The sequence below is a fragment of the Stenotrophomonas maltophilia R551-3 genome, from assembly GCF_000020665.1.
Lineage (GTDB): Bacteria > Pseudomonadota > Gammaproteobacteria > Xanthomonadales > Xanthomonadaceae > Stenotrophomonas > Stenotrophomonas maltophilia_L.
Map to the genome: position 1 here is coordinate 2158322 of NC_011071.1, position 19372 is coordinate 2177693.

At 65.9% G+C, this 19372-nt stretch carries 18 protein-coding genes; 7 read left to right on the top strand and 11 right to left on the bottom strand.

All coding sequences use genetic code 11. From position 1 onward, the window contains the following. Positions 1 to 89 precede the first annotated feature (89 nt). From hflD to SMAL_RS09825, 4 genes are read right to left on the bottom strand one after another with little or no spacing between them, the layout of a single operon-like run. Positions 90 to 704 (bottom strand): high frequency lysogenization protein HflD, encoded by a 615-nt coding sequence (hflD, locus tag SMAL_RS09810; RefSeq protein ID WP_006366435.1) that lies wholly within the window; start codon positions 702 to 704, stop codon positions 90 to 92. Continuing rightward, positions 701 to 1843, bottom strand: a complete 1143-nt coding sequence (mnmA, locus tag SMAL_RS09815; RefSeq protein WP_012510995.1) for a tRNA 2-thiouridine(34) synthase MnmA — start codon at positions 1841 to 1843, stop codon at positions 701 to 703. The genes hflD and mnmA overlap by 4 nt, the downstream gene beginning before the upstream one ends. Next, positions 1840 to 2301, bottom strand: a complete 462-nt coding sequence (locus tag SMAL_RS09820) for an NUDIX hydrolase (RefSeq protein ID WP_012510996.1) — start codon at positions 2299 to 2301, stop codon at positions 1840 to 1842. Before SMAL_RS09820 ends, mnmA begins: the two co-directional genes overlap by 4 nt. A 1-nt stretch (position 2302) precedes the next feature. After that, positions 2303 to 2776, bottom strand: a complete 474-nt coding sequence (locus tag SMAL_RS09825) for a hypothetical protein (RefSeq protein ID WP_006366498.1) — start codon at positions 2774 to 2776, stop codon at positions 2303 to 2305. 112 nt (positions 2777 to 2888) lie between these two features. Here SMAL_RS09825 and clpS point away from each other — a divergent pair, with 112 nt between their 5' ends. Continuing rightward, positions 2889 to 3215: an ATP-dependent Clp protease adapter ClpS gene (clpS, locus tag SMAL_RS09830; protein WP_006366596.1), complete on the top strand. Its 327-nt coding sequence runs from the start codon at positions 2889 to 2891 to the stop codon at positions 3213 to 3215. An 80-nt stretch (positions 3216 to 3295) separates the two neighbouring features. Here the strand turns inward: clpS and SMAL_RS09835 are convergent, their stop codons facing one another. Continuing rightward, positions 3296 to 4108, bottom strand: coding sequence for an APH(6) family putative aminoglycoside O-phosphotransferase (locus tag SMAL_RS09835; protein ID WP_012510997.1), 813 nt, complete (start codon positions 4106 to 4108; stop codon positions 3296 to 3298). A 138-nt stretch (positions 4109 to 4246) separates the two neighbouring features. Here SMAL_RS09835 and clpA point away from each other — a divergent pair, with 138 nt between their 5' ends. Continuing rightward, a complete protein-coding gene (gene clpA, locus SMAL_RS09840) occupies positions 4247 to 6532 on the top strand; it encodes an ATP-dependent Clp protease ATP-binding subunit ClpA (RefSeq protein ID WP_006366657.1) in 2286 nt (761 codons plus the stop codon). Between the two features lie 75 nt (positions 6533 to 6607). Here the strand turns inward: clpA and SMAL_RS09845 are convergent, their stop codons facing one another. The 4 genes from SMAL_RS09845 to aat all read right to left on the bottom strand — a co-directional run bounded on the left by SMAL_RS09845 (position 6608) and on the right by aat (position 8609). Continuing rightward, positions 6608 to 6991, bottom strand: coding sequence for a hypothetical protein (locus SMAL_RS09845; RefSeq protein ID WP_012510998.1), 384 nt, complete (start codon positions 6989 to 6991; stop codon positions 6608 to 6610). A gap of 128 nt (positions 6992 to 7119) precedes the next feature. Continuing rightward, complete coding sequence (locus SMAL_RS09850; RefSeq protein ID WP_006366661.1) at positions 7120 to 7392, bottom strand: hypothetical protein; 273 nt, start codon at positions 7390 to 7392, stop codon at positions 7120 to 7122. 171 nt (positions 7393 to 7563) lie between these two features. Then, a complete protein-coding gene (infA, locus tag SMAL_RS09855; RefSeq protein WP_005409596.1) occupies positions 7564 to 7782 on the bottom strand; it encodes a translation initiation factor IF-1 in 219 nt (72 codons plus the stop codon). Positions 7783 to 7868: 86 nt separating this feature from the next. Then, the gene (aat, locus tag SMAL_RS09860) at positions 7869 to 8609 is read right to left on the bottom strand and encodes a leucyl/phenylalanyl-tRNA--protein transferase (RefSeq protein ID WP_012510999.1); all 741 of its coding nucleotides are present in this window, start codon (positions 8607 to 8609) and stop codon (positions 7869 to 7871) included. 72 nt (positions 8610 to 8681) lie between these two features. Between aat and SMAL_RS09865 the strand changes: the two genes are divergently transcribed. Then, complete coding sequence (locus SMAL_RS09865; protein ID WP_012511000.1) at positions 8682 to 9950, top strand: hypothetical protein; 1269 nt, start codon at positions 8682 to 8684, stop codon at positions 9948 to 9950. A 177-nt stretch (positions 9951 to 10127) separates the two neighbouring features. On the opposite strand, the gene SMAL_RS09870 is transcribed toward SMAL_RS09865, so the two are convergent. Continuing rightward, entirely contained in the window at positions 10128 to 11252 is a 1125-nt protein-coding gene (locus SMAL_RS09870) for a GNAT family N-acetyltransferase (protein ID WP_006366667.1), read from the bottom strand. Between the two features lie 177 nt (positions 11253 to 11429). On the opposite strand from SMAL_RS09870, the gene SMAL_RS09875 reads away from it, so the two are divergent. Beyond that, on the top strand, positions 11430 to 12941 hold the full coding sequence (locus SMAL_RS09875) for an N-acetylmuramoyl-L-alanine amidase family protein (RefSeq protein WP_157628461.1): 1512 nt from the start codon (positions 11430 to 11432) through the stop codon (positions 12939 to 12941). Between the two features lie 81 nt (positions 12942 to 13022). On the opposite strand, the gene trxB is transcribed toward SMAL_RS09875, so the two are convergent. Further along, positions 13023 to 13994 carry a thioredoxin-disulfide reductase gene (gene trxB / locus SMAL_RS09880; RefSeq protein ID WP_012511002.1) on the bottom strand — a complete coding sequence of 324 codons (972 nt, stop codon included), beginning with the start codon at positions 13992 to 13994 and terminating at the stop codon, positions 13023 to 13025. 232 nt (positions 13995 to 14226) lie between these two features. Here trxB and SMAL_RS09885 point away from each other — a divergent pair, with 232 nt between their 5' ends. From SMAL_RS09885 to lolA, 3 genes are all read left to right on the top strand, one after another. Continuing rightward, entirely contained in the window at positions 14227 to 16587 is a 2361-nt protein-coding gene (locus SMAL_RS09885; RefSeq protein WP_012511003.1) for a DNA translocase FtsK, read from the top strand. Positions 16588 to 16626: 39 nt separating this feature from the next. Beyond that, positions 16627 to 18570 (top strand): DUF3857 domain-containing protein, encoded by a 1944-nt coding sequence (locus tag SMAL_RS09890; RefSeq protein WP_012511004.1) that lies wholly within the window; start codon positions 16627 to 16629, stop codon positions 18568 to 18570. 111 nt (positions 18571 to 18681) lie between these two features. Next, positions 18682 to 19320 carry an outer membrane lipoprotein periplasmic chaperone LolA gene (gene lolA / locus SMAL_RS09895; protein WP_012511005.1) on the top strand — a complete coding sequence of 213 codons (639 nt, stop codon included), beginning with the start codon at positions 18682 to 18684 and terminating at the stop codon, positions 19318 to 19320. The last annotated feature ends 52 nt before the right edge of the window (positions 19321 to 19372 follow it).

Sequence of the window (19372 nt, forward strand, 5' to 3'; positions counted from 1 at the left end):
CATTCTGAATGCGCCGGTTTTCCGGCGCTGCCGGGGGCGTTCGGGGTCAGGGCTCTTGCCGAGCCGGAAAGGGATCCGCCCCCACACCCTCACGCCAGCTGGCGGTCCACAGCCTCGATCATCGCCTTGCGGCTGAACAGGAAGTCCCAGTAGCTGCCGCCCAGCTGGCGCCAGAGCACCGCAGAGCGCACGGCGGCCAGCAGCAGGGCGCGGATCTCGGCGACCACACCGGCCTGGCCCAGGTAGTGCGGATTGCCCTGGACCATCACCCGCGGCTTGAGGTGGCTGATGGTGTCGGCGTACAGGCCGCCCAGGTTGGCCAGTACGTCCGGGTGACCGCTGTCGCCCAGTTCGGCGGCCTGGCGCTGGGCGCGCTCGATGCCCGAGGCGACCTTGTTCACGGTCTCGCCTTCCTGCACGAAGCGGCGCTCCAGCTGCAGCACTGACAAGGCCAGCTTGGGCAGGATCGGGTCCTGGCCCTGGCTGCGGAAGTAGTTGTGCAGCAGGCGCAGGCCGGCCTTCAGCGCATGACGGTCACCGAACACCTCCTGCGGCGAGGACGCATCGACGCGGAACACGCTCTCCACGGCAGTGCGAACGGCGGCGGCGTCGGAATGGCCGGTATCGGCGATACGGCGTACCTGCTGCAGGGCCTGGGCAATGCCGGCCAAAGCCAGAACGCGGTCGTCGACAGTGAAACTCATGCAGCGATTACCTCAAAAGGAGAAGGGGTGGTGCGCAGGCGCTGTTCCAGCGGCGCATCGGTGGCGGCGATCACCGCGCCACCCAGGCACACGTCGCCGTCATACAGCACCAGCGACTGACCGGGGGTGACGGCGCGCTGTGGGCGCGCGAAGGTGACCAGTACGCTGCCATCGTCCAGCACCTCGACCGTACACGGCTCGTCGGGCTGGCGGTAGCGGGTCTGCGCGGTGCACTCGAAGCGCCGTGCCGGCGGCGCGCCGGCAATCCAGTGCGCGGTCTCCGAGCGCAGGCGGTTGGACAGCATCCACGTGCTGTCGCGATCCTGGTCGACGTACAGCACGTTGCTGGCCACGTCCTTGCCGACCACGTACCACGGCGCCGCAGGGCGGCCACGCACGCCGCCGATGTTCAGGCCCTCGCGCTGGCCCAGGGTGAAATAGAACACGCCTGGATGCTCGGCAATCACGCTGCCGTCGGCCGGGTCGAGGATCTGCCCGGGCTTGGCCGGCAGGTAGCGGCCAAGGAACTCGCGGAAGTCGCGCTCGCCGATGAAGCAGATGCCGGTGGAGTCCTTCTTGGCGTGGGTCGGCAGGCTGACGTCACGCGCGATCCGGCGCAGGTCGGTCTTTTCCAGGTCGCCGATCGGGAACAGGGTCGCTGCCAGCTGCTGCTGGCCCAACTGGTGCAGGAAGTAGCTCTGGTCCTTGGAGCGGTCGGCGCCGCGCAGCAGCAGCCACTGGTGGCCGCGCTGGGCCACCCGCGCGTAGTGGCCAGTGGCGATGCGCTCGGCGCCCAGCTCGCGGGCGGCATCCAGGAAGTGCTTGAATTTCACCTCGCGGTTGCACAGCACGTCCGGGTTCGGGGTGCGGCCGGCGGCATACTCGGCCAGGAAGTGCTCGAACACGCCCTGCCAGTATTCGTTGGAGAAATCGCGGAAGTGGAACGGAATGCCGAGCAGGCCACACACGGCCACCGCATCACGGCGGTCGTCCTCGGCGCGGCACTCGCCGCTGCCGTCGTCGGCCCAGTTCTGCATGAACAGGCCGGCCACGGCTTCGCCCTGCTGCACCAGCCGCCAGGCAGCGACCGAGGAATCGACGCCACCAGAGACGCCGACCATTACGCGCGGAGTGCTCATGCGACCTCCCGGACCAACGAAAGCGGATGGCGCTGGCCGCCCAGGTAGTCGGCCACCACCTGCCAGACCAGCGGGCTGCGCAGGCGCTCGCCGGCGGCCTGCAGCTCGTCCGGCGCCAGCCACAGCGCACGGTCGATGCCGGTGTCCAGCGGCTGCGCTGGGTCGTGCGAGACCGGGCGCGCCGCATAACAGAAGCGCAGGAAGGTGGTGCCGTCGCCGGCGGTCCATTGGTAGCAGCCGATGAAATGGGTCAGCTGTACGGTCCAGCCGGTTTCCTCGCGGGTCTCGCGCAGTGCCGCCTCGGCCAGGCTTTCGCCCGGCTCGAGGTGGCCGGCCGGCTGGTTCAGCACCGCGCGGCCGTCGATGGTTTCTTCAACCAGCAGCACGCGGCCGCCGTCAACCACCACGGTGGCGACGGTGGCGTGCGGTGCCCAGCGCGGGTCCGGCGTAGCGTTCAACTCAGAACTCGTCCTTCTTGGTCAGTTCCAGCTCCATCGCATCGGCGGTACGGATGGCCGCATCGATGGCGTCGCTGAGCTGGTCCGCCGTGGCATCGGCGTCGATCTTCACGACGAACATCGCCGTGGTGTCCTGCTTCACCCAGCCGCCCATCTTGGCGTCCTGCGAATCTTCCAGCAGGCGGTTGGCCACGGCTACCGGGAACTGCTTGGTCTTGGCGTTGTAGGCCGGCGACCAGATCTCGCGGATGTTGTGGGTGCCGAAATCTTCCACCGACGAGCGAACGTAGACCATCTGGGTGCGATCGCCTTCGACATCGAACACCAGGCGGTAGTCGCCGTCTTCGTCGACCTCGTAGTTGTAACCCAGCTTGTCCAGGTGGCGGGCCACGGCCTTGTCGCCCTCCGGCGCAGCAGCGGCAGAGCCGGCGGCAGCCAGGGCGACCAGCAGGGCGGGGAGAAGTGTCCTTTTCATGAAGATCCTGTGAAACAGTATTGAGAGAGGGTGCAATTGTGACGGCGGCCGTGCGTGCCGTCCAATCTGCGGCGGGCCCACGCGGGCCCGCTCGAGCCTCTATAATGGGCAGATGCCCCGCGAGTCTTCCCCCGATTCCCATCACGAGCACGGCGTTGCCGTGGAACCCGCGCGCCCGGAAGTGGCGCCGCCGCCGTTCTACCAGGTGATGCTGCTCAACGACGACTACACCCCGATGGATTTCGTGGTGGACGTGCTGCAGCAGTTCTTCACCATGGACCTGGACAAGGCCACGCAGGTGATGCTGCACGTCCACACCCGCGGCCGCGGCGTATGCGGAGTGTTCACCCGTGAAGTGGCCGAGACCAAGGTCGCCCAGGTCAACGAGTACTCGCGCATGAACCAGCACCCGCTGCTGTGCACGATGGAAAAGGCCTGACCGGCTGCCGATTCTGGTCCGGGCACATCGATCCCGGACACGGCGTGCCCACCAAGGTGGGCACCTACCAGGCGCGGAGGTCACCCCTCCGCCAACGCCTCCAGCGCCATCCGCGCCACCGCGTCGTCGATATCGGCGGTGTCCCCGTCATCCCGGAACCACACCGCTGACAGCCCCGCGCTGGCTGCGATCCAGCGCAGCAGCCTGTGCCGCTCGATCCCCGCCAGCGCAGTGACCTGCTCCACCCGGGCGGCAAACCGCTCGGGCTGTGTCGCAACGTGGATGTCCGGTCCGCACAGGTCCGGGTTGCTGAAGAGCGTCGTGTAATCGAACGCGCGGTCGCCGATCAGTCGCTTCGGGTCGATCGCCAACCAGCCGCGCGCGCCGAAATCGAGCACGTTGTCGTGGTGCAGGTCGCCGTGCAGCGGTCGGATTTCCTGTTCCTCCTGCAACAATGCCGCCGCCAGTGATCCGCACTGTTCCAGCAGTGATGGCAGCGCCGCCCTTGGCTGCAGCAGGTCCGCGAACCATGTACGCAGGCAGACCAGTTCCGCTGGCGGTGCGCTCCGTGGCCGGTGCAGCCGTTGCAGGACCTGGCACAGGATCGTGGTGCAGGTGTCATCGTCGCCCTCGATCGAGCGCTGCCGCAGCGAGTCGCCGCCGGCACGTTCGATCAGGATCGCCGGCCCCTCGTGGGCCAGCAGCCGGGCGGCGCCGTCGCCGTCCCACCAACGCAGCAGGCGGTGGCTGTTCTGCTCCTCGGTTTCGCTGCTGATCTTCAGCATCGCTGGCTGGCCGGCGATGGTCAGTACCGGCCAGAGCTGGGCATGGGGCGTCTCGATGGCCGCGCCATCACGCCGCAATCGCCAGCGGCTCAGGTAGGGTTCGCTCATGCTGGGTGGGCTGTCCTGGAGTGAATGAAGATCAAGCGATCCATACTGCTAACGCCATCTGAACGCAGCAATCCGCTAGGGTGATGGAAATCGCGTAGTCAGGCCGCATATTGTCCCCATCTGCCGCCGGAGTAATCCATGTTCAGCAAAGACCTCGAACACACCATCGGCCAGTGCTACAAGCGCGCCCGTGAGGCCCGGCATGAATTCATGACGGTCGAACACCTGCTGTTGGCACTGCTCGACAACCCGTCCGCCCAGGCCGTACTGAAGGCATGTGGCGCCGACGCCGAACGCCTGCGCCAGGAGCTGGAGCAGGCCATCGAGGCCTCCGTGTCCCGTCTGGCCGAAGATGACGGCCGCGATACCCAGCCGACCCTGGGCTTCCAGCGCGTGCTGCAGCGGGCCGTCTACCACGTTCAGTCCTCTGGCAAGAAGGAGGTCACCGGCGCCAACGTGCTGGTCGCCATCTTCGGCGAAAAGGACTCCCACGCCGTCTATTACCTCAACCAGCAGGACGTCACCCGGCTGGATGTGGTCAATTACCTGTCCCACGGCATTGCCAAGCTGGGCGAGGAGGGCGAGCAGCCGTCCTCTTCCTCCGAGGGCGAGAGCCGCATCGAAGGCGGGGAGGGTGAGCCGAAGGGCGATGCCCTGACCGAATTCGCCAGCAACCTCAACGAACAGGCCCGCGCCGGTCGCATCGACCCGCTGGTCGGCCGTGCCGACGAGATCGAGCGCACCATCCAGGTGCTGTGCCGCCGCCGCAAGAACAACCCGCTGTACGTGGGCGAGGCCGGGGTCGGCAAGACCGCCATCGCCGAGGGCCTGGCCCGCCGCATCGTTGAAGGTTCGGTGCCGGAGGTGCTGTCGGACGCGGTGATCTACTCGCTCGACCTCGGTGCGCTGGTGGCCGGCACCAAGTACCGCGGTGATTTCGAGAAGCGCCTGAAGGGCGTGCTGACCGCGCTGAAGAAGGTGCCCAACGCGGTACTGTTCATCGACGAGATCCACACCATCATCGGTGCCGGCTCGGCCTCGGGCGGCACCATGGATGCGTCCAACCTGATCAAGCCGGCACTGGCTTCAGGTGAGCTGCGCTGCATCGGCTCGACCACCTTCCAGGAGTACCGCGGCATCTTCGAGAAGGACCGGGCGCTGGCGCGCCGCTTCCAGAAGATCGACATCGTCGAGCCGACCGTCGGCGAGACCTACGAGATCCTGCAGGGCCTCAAGTCCAAGTATGAGCTGCACCACGGCGTGACGTATTCCGACGAGGCGCTGCAGGCGGCGGTGGATCTGTCGGTCAAGCACATCGGCGACCGTCTGCTGCCGGACAAGGCCATCGACGTGATCGACGAGGCGGGTGCCCGCCAGCGCCTGCTGCCGGAAGGCCAGCGCAAGGAGCTGATCGACGTCGAGGAAGTGGAAGCGATCGTCGCCAAGATGGCGCGTATTCCGGCCAAGCAGGTCAGCGCCACCGACAAGGATGTGCTGCAGCACCTGGAGCGCAACCTGAAGATGGTGATCTTCGGCCAGGATCCGGCCATCGATACGCTGGCGTCGGCGATCAAGCTGGCCCGTTCCGGGCTGGGCAATCCGGAAAAGCCGATCGGCAACTTCCTGTTCGCCGGCCCCACCGGCGTGGGCAAGACCGAGGTGACCAAGCAGCTGGCGCTGCAGCTGGGCATCGAGCTGGTCCGTTTCGACATGTCCGAGTACATGGAGCCGCACTCGATCAGCCGCTTGATCGGTGCGCCTCCGGGCTATGTCGGCTTCGACCAGGGCGGCCTGTTGACCGAGAAGATCGTCAAGACCCCGCACTGCGTGCTGTTGCTGGACGAGATCGAGAAGGCGCATCCGGACATCTTCAACATCCTGTTGCAGGTGATGGACCGCGGCGTGCTGACCGATACCAACGGTCGCGAGGCCAACTTCAAGAACGTGGTGCTGGTGATGACCACCAATGCAGGCGCGGCGCAGGCCTCGCGGCGCTCGATCGGCTTCACCAAGCAGGACCATGCCACCGACGCGATGGAGACCATCCGCCGCAGCTTCACCCCGGAGTTCCGCAACCGCCTTGACGCGGTGGTGCAGTTCCAGGCGTTGGGCTTCGAGCACATCCTGCGCGTGGTCGACAAGTTCCTGATCGAGCTGGAGATGCTGTTGCAGGACAAGCACGTCAGCCTGTCGGCCACCCCGACCGCGCGCGACTGGCTGGCCCACCATGGTTTCGATCCGTTGATGGGTGCCCGCCCGATGGCCCGCGTGATCCAGGACAAGATCAAGCGTCCGCTGGCCGACGAGCTGTTGTTCGGCAAGCTGGTCAACGGCGGCAGGGTCAGCATCGATGTCCGCGACGACGAGCTGGTGGTCGAGACGCAGGCCGAGCCGGAGCGGTTGTTGCCGGTGACGGTGGAGTAAGGCGGCGCCGGATCGATTCCGGGTGCGGTTGGAAAACAAGGGCGGCTCCGGCCGCCCTTGTTGCGTATCAGCCCTTCAACGTCCCTGCTGGGCCAGGCGCTTGAAGGTTGCCGCATCGACCCGCTCGATCCGGGTCACAGCGCAGTGGTTGCTGTCGGTCTGTAGTGTGCTACGGGCGTCACCGCAGATCTGTTCGGGCGTGTTCGGCGTGAAGAAGACGTAACTGGCCGAGGCGGCGGCGCCAAGGCAGCGCTTCTGCAGGTGGACTCGATAGTGGTTGTTGCCGTCGCGCAGCAGCACTTCGCGTTCCGTACTGGAGGGGCGGATGTCGCGATTGGTGCTAAGGGCGATGCACTCGGCCGTGGTGGAGGGTTTGGCGGGTTCGGCGGCGGGCGCCGACAGGGGGGGGCTGACCAGCAGAACTGCCGACAGCAGGACGTGCGGGAGCAGGGCGTTCATGATCGGGCGAGAGTGGCGATCCGGACTGGATCGGATCCCACGATGCCGCGGTCGCTGCACATGCGAATCTGCCTCAAGCGGGGCTGACCGACGCCACGGTGTGGTCGGTCACAATGACCTATGGCGACTCACGCGGCGATCGAGCGGAACCCTTGCTGGCGCCCCTGGTCGCCACCGTCCTCGATGACGAAGGCAACTGCCTCGTGCGGGATGTGCAGGCGCTGCTTCAGGGTGCCGCCCATGTGCGGGATCTCGCGCTGTACGGCCAGGTAAAGCGGATGCGAGGCATCCATGCTGGTGCAGACCAGGCAGGGCTGGCCGAACCAGGTGCCGTCCGGGCCCTTGCTGGCATAGCAGCGGCTGGTGACGGACTGTGGATCCAGGACGATCAGGTAGGTCATGCACGCAACGCCATCTGTGAAGAACGCATTGAGCCTAGATCGCCTGTGCAGCGCCGGATCTCAGACAAGGTCGAAAAGCGAGTGATATCGAGAATCGCCACTTTGTTGCGCGCACGACAAAGGGCCAGCAGCAAGGCCGGCCCTGTCGGAGTGGCGCCAAGCGCCGACCGCTTACTTCATGCGGTAGGTGATACGACCCTTGGTCAGGTCGTACGGGGTCATTTCAACCTTGACCCGGTCACCGGTGAGGATGCGGATGTAGTTCTTGCGCATGCGACCGGAGATATGGGCGATGATTTCGTGCCCATTTTCCAGACGAACGCGGAAAGTGGTGTTCGGCAGCGTCTCGCTGACGGTGCCCTCGAACTCGATGGAATCGTCTTTCGACATGTAGTCCTGTGCGGTTCAGAAAACGGCCACGCTGGGCCTAAGGCGCGGTATTTTACGCGTGATGGGCCCAGCTTGCAAAGTTTGTGTTAACCCCCGGCCAAATGCCGTGCCGGCAAACGCCCCACCGCCTGGGTCCAGGGGCCTTCACGGCCATCCTGATGGACGGCCTGGCGCACGTGATCGAGGAATTCCGCGCGTGGCAGGTGTTCGGCACCCATCCGCAGCAGGTGCGGATTTTCGACCTGGGCATCAATCAGTTGCCAGCCCCAGTCGCGCAGGGTGGTCGCCAATGCGGCCAGGGCGATCTTGGAGCCGCCACTGGCGCCGCTGAACATGCTCTCGCCGAAAAACATGGCGCCGATCGCGACGCCATAGATGCCGCCGACCAGGGTCTGCCGGTCCCAGACTTCGAAGGAGTGGGCAAAGCCAAGGTCATGCAGCTGGCTGTAAGCCTCGACCATCGCCGGGCTGATCCAGGTGCCGTCCTGGCCGGGGCGTGGCGCTGCGGCGCAGGCGCGCATCACCCGGCCGAAGGCGGTGTCGACGGAAATCTCCCACGTGCTGCTGCGCAACTGGCGGCGGAAGCGGCTGGACAGATGCACGCCATCGGTACGGAACACCATGCGCGGGTCCGGCGACCACCACAGGATCGGCTCGCCCTCGCTGAACCACGGAAAGATGCCGCCGGCATAGGCGTTGAGCAGGCGCACCGGGTGCAGGTCGCCGCCCACCGCCAGCAGGCCATCGGGCTGGCGCAGTGCGGTCTCGGCCGGAGGGAAGGGGGCGTCCGGCGTATCGGCCAGGCGCCAGGGCAGCTGGCGGGTCATGCCGTCATTGTATTCGTCGTGGCGATCGGTGATGTCTGGCACCATCAGCGTCCTACGGCAAGGAGCCCACGCATGAGCGACGCGATCACCGCCATCCTCGATGTGCACGACACCCCGCGCACGCGCAATGACAGCCAGAGCATGCTGCTGATGCTGGCCACTGAGCAGCCGCGCCAGCTCGGTGTGTTGATGCTGCAGGCACTGGCGCGACGCTCGCCGGGCTCAGCCTTCCTCGACATGGCGCTGGACCTGCTGCCGGACGATGCAGTGCCCGCAGTCGTGGCCGAAGCATGGCGTCGTTATCGTGATGGCGAGCGCGGCGAGCTGCTGGCCAGCGTGATGGAGTTCGCCAGCTATCAGGCGCCACAGCTGCTGCAGGACGACTGGGAGGCATTGCTGGCGATCGCCAGTGAGGATGAGCTGCAGCTGGCTTCACAGGTATGGCAGGGCCTGCCTTCTGCCACTGCCGCACAGTGGGCGCAGATCCTGGCTGAAGCCGATGACGATCGCGAAATGGCGCGGGCCCGGGCGCTGCTGCTCGCCGCCCAGCCCGAGACCTACGCCATTGCTCGCGGCTACGTGGTCGACTGGGGGCGATTGGATGCCGAGGTCTGGGCGCACTGGGCCGGCGTTGCCGACGGACCGCAGCCGCGGCGCCTGCATGGGGAGCGGCCGCTGCACCTCCGCTTCGGTCGCGAGCAGCATCGCGCGCAGCAGGCGGACGAGCCGAGCTGGCGCAAACGGATCTGGCGCCTGCACCCGACCTGGAATGGTGGCCAGGTGCATCACGCCGGCCGCATGGGTGGGCCGTTGGAAGCATTGTGCGGTGGTTGTCACGCGCCGCTGCAGCGGCTGCTGCAGACCGATGCTGCTGCGCTGCAGCCGGGCGCGTCCGGTGAGGTCACGCTTGGCCTGTGCCTGGATTGTTGTGGATGGGAGGAACCGCCCGTGCGCTTCTATCGCCACGATGCCGCGGGCCAGCCCGGCTGCCACCCCAGCCAGTACCTCGAGGTGCCGAACACCCCCACCGACAGCGGCGACCTGATGCAGGCCGAGGTGGGTCTGGTCGCCATGGACAGTGCGCGCTGGCAACAACAGGACTGGGGCCAGTCCAACCATCGACAGAACCTGTCGCGCGTGGGCGGCGCGCCGAGCTGGGTGCAGAGTGCCTGGTACCCGGCGTGCATCGATTGTGGCGAAGAGATGCCGTTCGTGATGCAGCTGGATTCGACACTGCCGACCACGGGTGAGGGCACGCTGCTGTGGGGCAGCGGCGGCATGCTCTATACGTTCTGGTGTGCAAAGTGCCGGGTGAGCGGGCACTTCTGGCAGTGCACCTGAGTACAGTGTCCTCGCCACCGCTCTGGCAGGCGCCAGATGGACGCGCGCGGCTCTCGCTATCGCTCCGGTAGGTGCCAACCTTGGTTGGCACGCCTTTTGGCGCAGCCTATTGCCCCGGTAGGTGCCCACCTTGGTTGGCACGCTTTTTGGCGGCGCCCAGGTCGAGCAAGCTCGACGCTACGTTCCTGCGCGGAACGGCCCATGCCCCTGCAGCTCCTGCTGGTAGCGCCGCACATCGCACCGCTCCTGCCGGCACCAGTCCTGCAGTGCTTCTGCGAAATCCGCATCGGCCATCCAGTGCCGGCTGCGCACCAGCGTCGGCAGGAAACCGCGCGCCAGCTTGTGCTCGCCCTGTGCGCCCGGCTCGAAGCGGGCCAGCCCTTCGCGCAGGCAATACTCGATGCCCTGGTAGTAGCAGGCCTCGAAGTGCAGGCCGGGCAGGGTAGCGCCGCCCCAGTAACGGCCGTACAGCGTGTCTCCGCCCCGCAGGCATAGCGCGCCGGCAATCGGCTCGCCGTCCTGTTCGGCCAGGAACAGCACCAGCCCGCGCCCCAGCGAAATCGCCAGATGGCGCAGGAAGGCCTCGGTCAGCGCCGGGGCATTGCCGTACTCGAGGAACGTCTGCAGGTAGAAGCGGTACATCGCCTGCAGATCGGCGCGGCTCGCTTCATCGCCGTGCACCACGCGGAAGGTGATGCCTTGGCGCGTGACCTTGGCCCGTTCCTGACGGATGTTCTTGCGGTGCTTGTGGTCCATCGCGCCGAGGAACTGCTCGAACGAGGTCCAGTCGCCCGGGTTCTGCCACTGGAACTGCACATCCTCGCGCAGCAGCCAGTCATCGCCGAACAGCGCCTCGTCCAACGCGGTGTGGAAGTTGATATGGGCCGAGGACACGCCCAGCGTCGGCAGTGCTTCGCGCAATGCCGACAGCAACGTGGCGCGCTCCGGATCGTGACGGGCCAGCAGCCGCGGGCCGGTGACCGGCGAGTACGGCACCGCGCCCAGCCATTTCGGGTAGTAGTCGCGGCCATGACGGGCATACGCGTTGGCCCAGGCGTGATCGAACACGAATTCGCCGTGCGAGTTGGTCTTCAGGTAACCCGGAATGGCGCCGACCAGAGTGTCGCCCTCCCACAGCGTGAAATGCCGGGGCTGCCAGCCCCAGTCCTCGCGCAGGCAGCCGTGTTGTTCCAGGCCTGAGAGGAAGGCGTGGCTGATGAAGGGGTTGCGGCCGTCGTGCAGGGCATCCCAGTTGCTGGCGGCAATGGACTGCAGGGAGTCGTGGAAGCGAGGGGAAGGCATGAGGAAAGGATAGGGCAGGCGGAGTGCGAAAAGTGTTGCCGCACTCGACTTGAGGATTATCCGAATTGGTCGAAATCGCGAGTCGGTTCAACGAAGTTGCTGGGAGCTGGATGGGAGATTCCATCTTCGCGCCCTTCTGGCGCATACCCACATCGAAGGATTCGATACATGGAATGCATGAATGCTCTCCGTTGCTCTGCGTTTGCACTGATCATTGCTGGTCTAAGCGCTGGGCCGGCAGCGATTGCCCAGCCCGCACATGCGATGATTGAGACTGATCCAGCGCTGGATCTGCTGCTGACGCGAGAGGCGCAGCGGATGCTTGACGCGCACCAGTTCCGAACGTCGCGGTCGACTCAAGTGGTTGTAAATGCTTCCGTCGATCTGGAACGCCAGCGGCTGATCATTCGCTTCGGCCCCGGCATGTTGCCTGCGGAGGATGATCACTCGCTTGAGGAAATCGAGCAGTACATCCGGAGCTCGCTTGAGTTCTATGCTTTGAGGTCCGGCGCAGGCGAGGTCCAGTCGGAGGTCCTGTACGAAGGAAAGCCCTACTGGGAGCACTTTCCAATCATGCCTGCGGCACCCGCTCAGTCATCGGATGCTTCAACGGTGAACTCGGTACTGGTCTCTGCAAGTCACGGCCTGGTTCGTGTGCATCCTGGGTTGGAGTGGGAGTTCCAGCGGCCTGCCAGGAATGGCGTTCAGGAGGATCTGATCACCGTTGGCTATGCCGAAGAACTGCAGCAGTTGATGGAAGAACGTGGAGGACGGGTGGTCCACCGGGCGCGTCGCAATCAGGGCGACCTGCACCCAGAGTCTAAGAGGGCCTGGAGCGAAATGTCATCCAGATACCATCTACGTGATCTGCTGCCAGATCGGCCGGATATCTGGAATCACTTTGCCAACAGCACGGCGACAGACAGGGAGGTTTCCGATGATATTCGTGCCCGGCCCTACTATGCGAATCATCTTGGTGCTGCAGGGTTGTTCAGCATTCACACAAATGCGGATGCCTCGGGCGCGGCTCGGGGCACGCGCGTCTACTACCATCCGCGCAAGCCAAGTGATCAACGGCTTGCCGACATGGTGCTCTGCTACATGCGCGAGCTCATTACGGCACAGGAGGAGTATGCAGACTTTCCTGTTGCTGCGGCGGGTGCAGCCGCCAGCCATGGTGAAAACGGATTCGCGCAGATGCCATCGGTGGTTGTCGAAGTTGCCTTCCACACAAACCCAACCGATGCCGCAGCCTTGCTGGACCCGGCATTTCGCACCGCCTCAATGAAGGGTGTCGAGAAGGGCTATCGGCTGTTCCGCGAAGGCGAGGGTTGTGTGCCTTTGAAGGTGGAGCCCATCCAGTCCATCGAGCTGTCCGCGGGGAATTCACGGCGCGTCGATATAGTGTTTGAGGGCCATCCCCGGTACCCGATTGATCTGGTCACCACCAATGTGGGTTGCCCGCCCGGATGGACCTGCACCGACGGCAAGGTCCACATCGCTGCGCCGGACGAGAAGCCCAGTCAGATCATCATGAGGTGCGAGAATGCTGGCAGCGCCCCCTTGTTCTGGAACACCCAGGTGGTCGATGCCGATGGCGTGAAGTCGCCGCCGGTCAGGCACAGGGTGCAGTGCATACGGCGGCCGGGTGGGTTGAGTGTTGCGGCGACAGGGCTGGCCGGTTCGTGAAAACGAAAAGGCCGACGCGCTGGCGTCGGCCTTTCATCTGGAGTCGAGCATGGCTCGACCCTACAGGAGCGGGTCAGCCTCTCAGCTGGCCTTGCCCTGCGCGTCCAGGTAGCGCTCGGCGTCCAGTGCGGCCATGCAGCCGAATCCGGCCGAGGTGATCGCCTGGCGGTAGTGCTGGTCGGCCACGTCGCCGGCGGCGAACACGCCTTCCACCGAGGTCTGGGTGGCGTTGCCGCCCAGGCCCGAACGGATTTCCAGATAGCCGTTGTTCATCGCCAGCTGGCCGTCGAACAGCTGGGTGTTCGGGTGGTGGCCGATGGCCACGAAGAAGCCGTGGGCGTCGATGTCGCGGGTGGTGCCGTCCAGAGTGGACTTCACGCGCACGCCGGTCACGCCGGCCTCGTTGCCCAGCACTTCCTCCACCTGGTGGTGCCAGACGGTCTCGATCTTGCCGGCGGCCACCTTGGCGAACAGCTTGTCCTGCATGATCTTCTCCGCCTTCAGGGTGTCGCGGCGGTGGACCAGGTACACCTTGCGGGCGATGTTGGACAGGTACAGCGCCTCTTCCACGGCGGTGTTGCCGCCGCCGACCACGACCACGTCCTGGTCGCGGTAGAAGAAGCCGTCGCAGGTGGCACAGGCGGAGACGCCGCGTCCCTTGAGCTCGTCTTCTGTCGGGATGCCCAGGTACTTGGCGGTGGCGCCGGTAGCGATGATCAGGGCGTCGCAGGTGTACTCGTGGCTGTCGCCGATCAGCTTGAACGGGCGCTGCGACACATCGGCGGTGTGGATGTGGTCGAAGATGACTTCGGTCTCGAAGCGCTCGGCGTGAGCCTGCATGCGCGCCATCAAGTCCGGGCCCATCAGGCCATGGGCGTCGCCCGGCCAGTTGTCCACCTCGGTGGTGGTCATCAGCTGGCCACCCTGCTGCAGGCCGGTGATGACGACCGGCTTCAGGTTGGCGCGGGCGGCGTAGACGGCGGCGGTCCAACCGGCCGGGCCGGAACCGAGAATGACGAGGCGCTGGTGACGGGAGGGCAGGCTGGTGCTCATGTAAACTCGCGAAAAGGTAGATGGGACAAGGTGCTGGCGATGTTTGCGCAGCATCCGTGGCTGGTCATAGAGTGGCGGCTGGGGCAGGGCGATTCAAGCCGATGAACAGAACGCCGTCATCCAGCGGTGGTTCTGGCGGTCAAATGCCCTGTCCGATGTCGCATAACTGAAAACTGACGCCGTCTCATTTATTATCAATCACTAACAGCGCATTCCAAAGGTATGGTCTAAGGTGGCGAAGCAGGTCCCCGAACGCTCCAAGTCCGACGACAGCAAGGCGTCACGTCGCACGGCCGCGGCGGCGACGACCGACAATCCACGCCGCCAGCGTCTCTGGCGCGACCTTGGCCTGATCGCCATCGCGCCGGCGCTGCTGTACCTGGCGGCCAGTCTTTTCACCTATTCAGCCACTGATCCGGGCTGGTCGCATACCGGCAGCGTGGTCGCGCCGGTACACAACCTGGGCGGCCGCGCCGGTGCATGGATCGCCGACGTGCTGCTGCAGCTGTTCGGCTACATCGCGTTCCTGCTGCCGGTGGTGCTGGGCGCGCTGGCGTGGATCGCCATGTTCGGGCTCAAGCGCGAGAGCAAGGGCGAGAACGACCTGGATCCGGCACTGCGCCTGGTCGGGCTGGTCGGCTTCCTGATTGCCGGCACTGGCTTCCTGCACGTGCGCCTGTTCAGTGGCGACGTGGCCCATGCCGGCGGCATCCTCGGCAAGCTGGTCGGCAACTCGCTCACGGTGGGCTTCGGCGCGCTGGGTGCGAACCTGTTCGTGCTGGTGCTGCTGCTGGCCTCGATCACCCTGGCCACCGGGTTGTCCTGGTTCGTGGTGATGGAGAAGATCGGCCGCGGCGTGATGTCGCTGGCGCCGTTGCTGGAGCGCAAGAAGGAAGAAGTCACCGAGTGGAAGCAGACCCGGGTGATGCGCGAGGAGCGCCAGGAAGTGCGCAAGGCCGATGCCGAGGTGCGCGCCAAGCGCGAGCCGGTGAAGATCGAACCGCGCCCCGAGCCGGTCATCGAGAAGAGCGATCGCGCCAAGCGTGACACGCAGATCCCGATGTTCCGTGGCGTCAACGGGGATGGCTCGGACCTGCCGCCGCTCGCGCTGCTGGATGACCCCAAGCCGCAGCCGGTGGGTTACGACAAGGAAACCCTGGACGCGCTGTCGCGGCAGATCGAGTTCAAGCTGAAGGACTTCCGCATCGATGCCCAGGTGGTCGGCGCCAACCCCGGCCCGGTCATCACCCGCTTCGAGATCGAACCGGCACCGGGCATCAAGGTCAGCCAGATCAGTTCGCTGGACAAGGACATCGCGCGCGGCCTGTCGGTGAAGTCGGTGCGCGTAGTCGACGTGATTCCGGGCAAGTCGGTGATCGGCCTGGAAATTCCCAACGTCACCCGCGAGATGATCTACCTGTCCGAGCTGCTGCGCTCGAAGGAATACGACAAGTCGGCCAGCGTGCTGACCCTGGCGCTGGGCAAGGACATCGCCGGCCGCTCGACCGTGGCCGATCTGGCGCGCATGCCGCACCTGCTGGTGGCCGGTACAACCGGTTCAGGCAAGTCGGTGGCGGTCAACGCGATGGTGCTGAGCCTGCTGTTCAAGGCCTCGCCGAAAGACCTGCGGATGCTGATGATCGACCCGAAGATGCTCGAACTGAGCGTCTACCAGGGCATCCCGCACCTGCTGGCGCCGGTGGTCACCGACATGAAGGAGGCCGCCAACGGCCTGCGCTGGTGCGTGGCCGAGATGGAGCGCCGCTACAAGCTGATGAGCGCGGTGGGCGTGCGCAACCTGGCCGGCTTCAACAAGAAGGTGAAGGAAGCCCAGGACGCCGGCCAGCCGCTGATGGACCCGCTGTTCAAGCCGAACCCGGAGCTGGGCGAGGCGCCGCGACCGTTGGAGACGCTGCCGTTCGTCGTCATCTTCATCGACGAATTCGCCGACATGATGATGATCGTCGGCAAGAAGGTGGAAGAGCTGATCGCGCGCTTGGCACAGAAGGCGCGTGCGGCCGGCATCCACCTGATCCTGGCCACGCAGCGCCCGTCGGTGGACGTGATCACCGGCCTGATCAAGGCCAACATCCCGACCCGTATCGCGTTCCAGGTCAGTTCCAAGATCGACTCGCGCACCATCCTCGACCAGTCCGGCGCGGAAACCCTGCTGGGCCACGGCGACATGCTGTACCTGCCGCCGGGTACCGCCATGCCCGAGCGCGTGCATGGCGCCTTCGTCTCCGACGAGGAAGTGCATCGCGTGGTCGAACACCTCAAGGCGATGGGCCCGGCCGACTATGTCGACGGCGTGCTGGACGAAGTGCAGACGATGGGCGACGGCGTGGTCGTCGGTGCCACCGGCCTGCCGGAGAACAGCTCTGCCGGCGACGAGTCCGACCCGTTGTACGACGAAGCGCTGCGGGTGGTCACCGAGACCCGCCGTGCCTCGATTTCCGGCGTGCAGCGCCGGCTGAAGATCGGCTACAACCGTGCAGCGCGGCTGATCGAGGCCATGGAAGCGGCCGGCGTGGTCAGCTCGCCCGAGCACAACGGCGACCGTACGGTGCTGGCACCGCCGCCGCCGAAGTAAGACCCGACGTATCCCCCACGACGTCCAAGGAACCGACGCATGCTTCACCCCGTACCAAGCGCGCTGGCACTGGCGCTGGCAGCCTTCCTGGCTGCCGGCCCGGCACTGGCAGAAACCGCCACCTCCGCGCCCGCCACGGCGCCGCCTTCCACCAGCGGCGATACCGAAGCCAGCAATAATTTCAGCATTGTCCGTTACCGCGCCGACTACCAGGTGCGGCCCGATGCGGGCAATGTGCAGACCGAAACCTACGAAGTCCTGCTCAAGACCAAGGCCTCCGTCGAGCAGTTCAGCCAGGTGCGGCTGAGCTACAGCGAGAAGATGGAGACGCTGGAAGTGCTCGGCGCCTACACCATCACCGCCGATGGTCAGCGCCGCGACGTCCCCGCCGACCGCATCTACACCCAGGAGAGTTACTCCAGCGCCTCGGCGGCGATGTATGCCGACCGCAAGGTGCGGGTGATCGTGTTCCCGAACCTGGCCCCGGGCACGCGCCTGTACTACCAGGTGCGTCGCACCCAGGCCACGCCGTACTTCCCGGGCTATTTCGGCCTGTGGGAGACCTTCAACGTCTTCACCGAGTACGAGGACGCGGAGGTCACCCTGAGTGCGCCGGCCAACCTGCCGATGTTCGTCGACAGCCGTGGTGTGCAGGGCAGTGATCGCCCGACGGTGAAGAATGGCCAGGCGCAGTGGCGCTGGCGCTACCAGCGGCGCGAGGCCATGCCAGCGCAGAACTGGTCAGCGGCAGGCTGGGAGTTCGGCCCGAATATCATGGCCAGCACCTATCGTGACTGGTCGCAGATGGGCCGTGCCTACCAGCTCAAGGCTGGCCCGGCCGCGCAGGTCACCCCGGAACTACAGGCGCTGGCCGACCAGATCACCACCGGCATCAGCGACCGCCGCGAGCAGGCCGACGCGCTGTACCGCTGGGTCGCGCAGAACATCCGCTATGTGGCGGTGTACCTGGGCAATGGCGGCCTGGAGCCGAACAGCGCGCAGAGCGTCCTCGACAACCACTATGGTGACTGCAAGGACCATGTGACGATCCTGGAGGCGCTGCTGGCGGCCAAGGGTATCGCCAGTTCGCCGGTGCTGATCGGTGCCGGCGGTGGCCCGACCCTGCCGAAGATCCCGGTACTGGGCCGCTTCAATCACGCCATCACCTACATCCCCGAGTTCGACCTGTACCTGGATTCGACCACCGCCTGGGCGCGCTTCGGGCAGTTGCCGGAAGGTGACCTGGGCGCACCGGTGATGCGCACCCGCGATGCGAGCCTGGCGCGCACCCCGGCCAACACGCCGCAGCGCAATGCCACTTCGATGGAAGTGCGCTTCACCTTCGACGCCAATGGCAACCTGCGCGGCGAGACCATTCCGAAGCTGGGCGAGAACGCCGAAATCGGCATGCGTGCCCAGTTCTCCCAGCTCAACGCGCAGAACCGCGCGCGCGCCGAGGAGCAGATCATGGCCGCGTCCGGTTTCGACGGGCGAGGGCAGCTACAGATCCAAGGCGTGCCGGTCGACCTGACCCGGCCGTTCGGCTACCGCATGGCCTTCCAGGCTGAGGACTACGCCGACTTCAGCGTGGCCGGCGGCATGGCCGTGCCGGACCCGCCGGGTGGTGAATCGGTGCGCGGCCTGTACGCCACCGCCTCGGCACCGGCCAATGAGGCGCCGTTCTACTGCAATGCCAGCCTGCGCGAGGAAACCTATCGCCTGCAGTTCCCGGCCAATGCGCCGATCATCGCCATCCCGGCCAGCCAGCGCTTCACCAACGCCGCCGGTGAGTACCGGGTGGACTGGAGCCGCGAAGGCCAGGACGTGATCGTGCACCACCGCCTGCAGCAGAATGCGGTGCGTGGCCCGGAGGCGTTGTGCCAACCGCAGGACTACCCGGCGTTCCGCGCGCTGTATCGAGAAGTGCGGCGTGGCTTCCGTGGCCAGGTGCTGTACGGCAGGCTGCCGGCCGCTGCCGACTGAATCGCCGATGGACGTTCAGGGCGGCATAATGTCGCCCTGATCGCCCATTCATCTTTGCCCGGGCACACTGGCAACCACCTTTCCTGGCGCCCGCGCCTACAGGATCCTCGCATGAACTTCCGCCTCCGCCGTTTCCTTGCCACCACCACCTTGGCCGTGGCCTGCGCCGCTGCCGGCAGCGCCTGGGCTGGCGCCCGCGATGACCTGAAGACCTTCACCAGCGGCCTGAAGGGCCTGGACGGGCAGTTCAGTCAGCAGGTGTTCGACAGCCGCGGCAAGGTGAAGGAGTCGACCAGCGGCCGCGTGGCTCTTTCGGCGCCGCGCCTGTTCCGCTGGGAGTACGTGCGCCCGCACGAACAGTTGATCGTGGCCGACGGCAAGAAGGTCTGGATGTACGAGCCGGACCTGGAGCAGGCCACCGTACGCGAGCAGGGCAAGGAAGAGCAGAACAGCCCGCTGACCGCGCTGATCAACCCGGCGCTGCTGGAACAGCAGTACGACCTCAGCGAAGAAGCCGCACAGCGTGATGGCCTGCAGTGGCTGTCGCTGTCGCCGAAGCGCGATACCGAAGCCAGCTTCCAGTATGCCGCGCTGGGCTTCAACGCCCAGGGCCTGGCCAAGATGGAAATCACTGATGCCGTCGGCCAGCGCACCGTGATCAGCTTCAGCGGCTGGAAGCGCAACCCGGGCTTTGCTGCCGGCACCTTCAGCTTCACCCCGCCGAAGGGCACTGACGTCATCGGTAATTGATGGGGCACGCCGGGCATGGCCCGGCGCTACCTGCTCTGGCGGGTGTCAATCG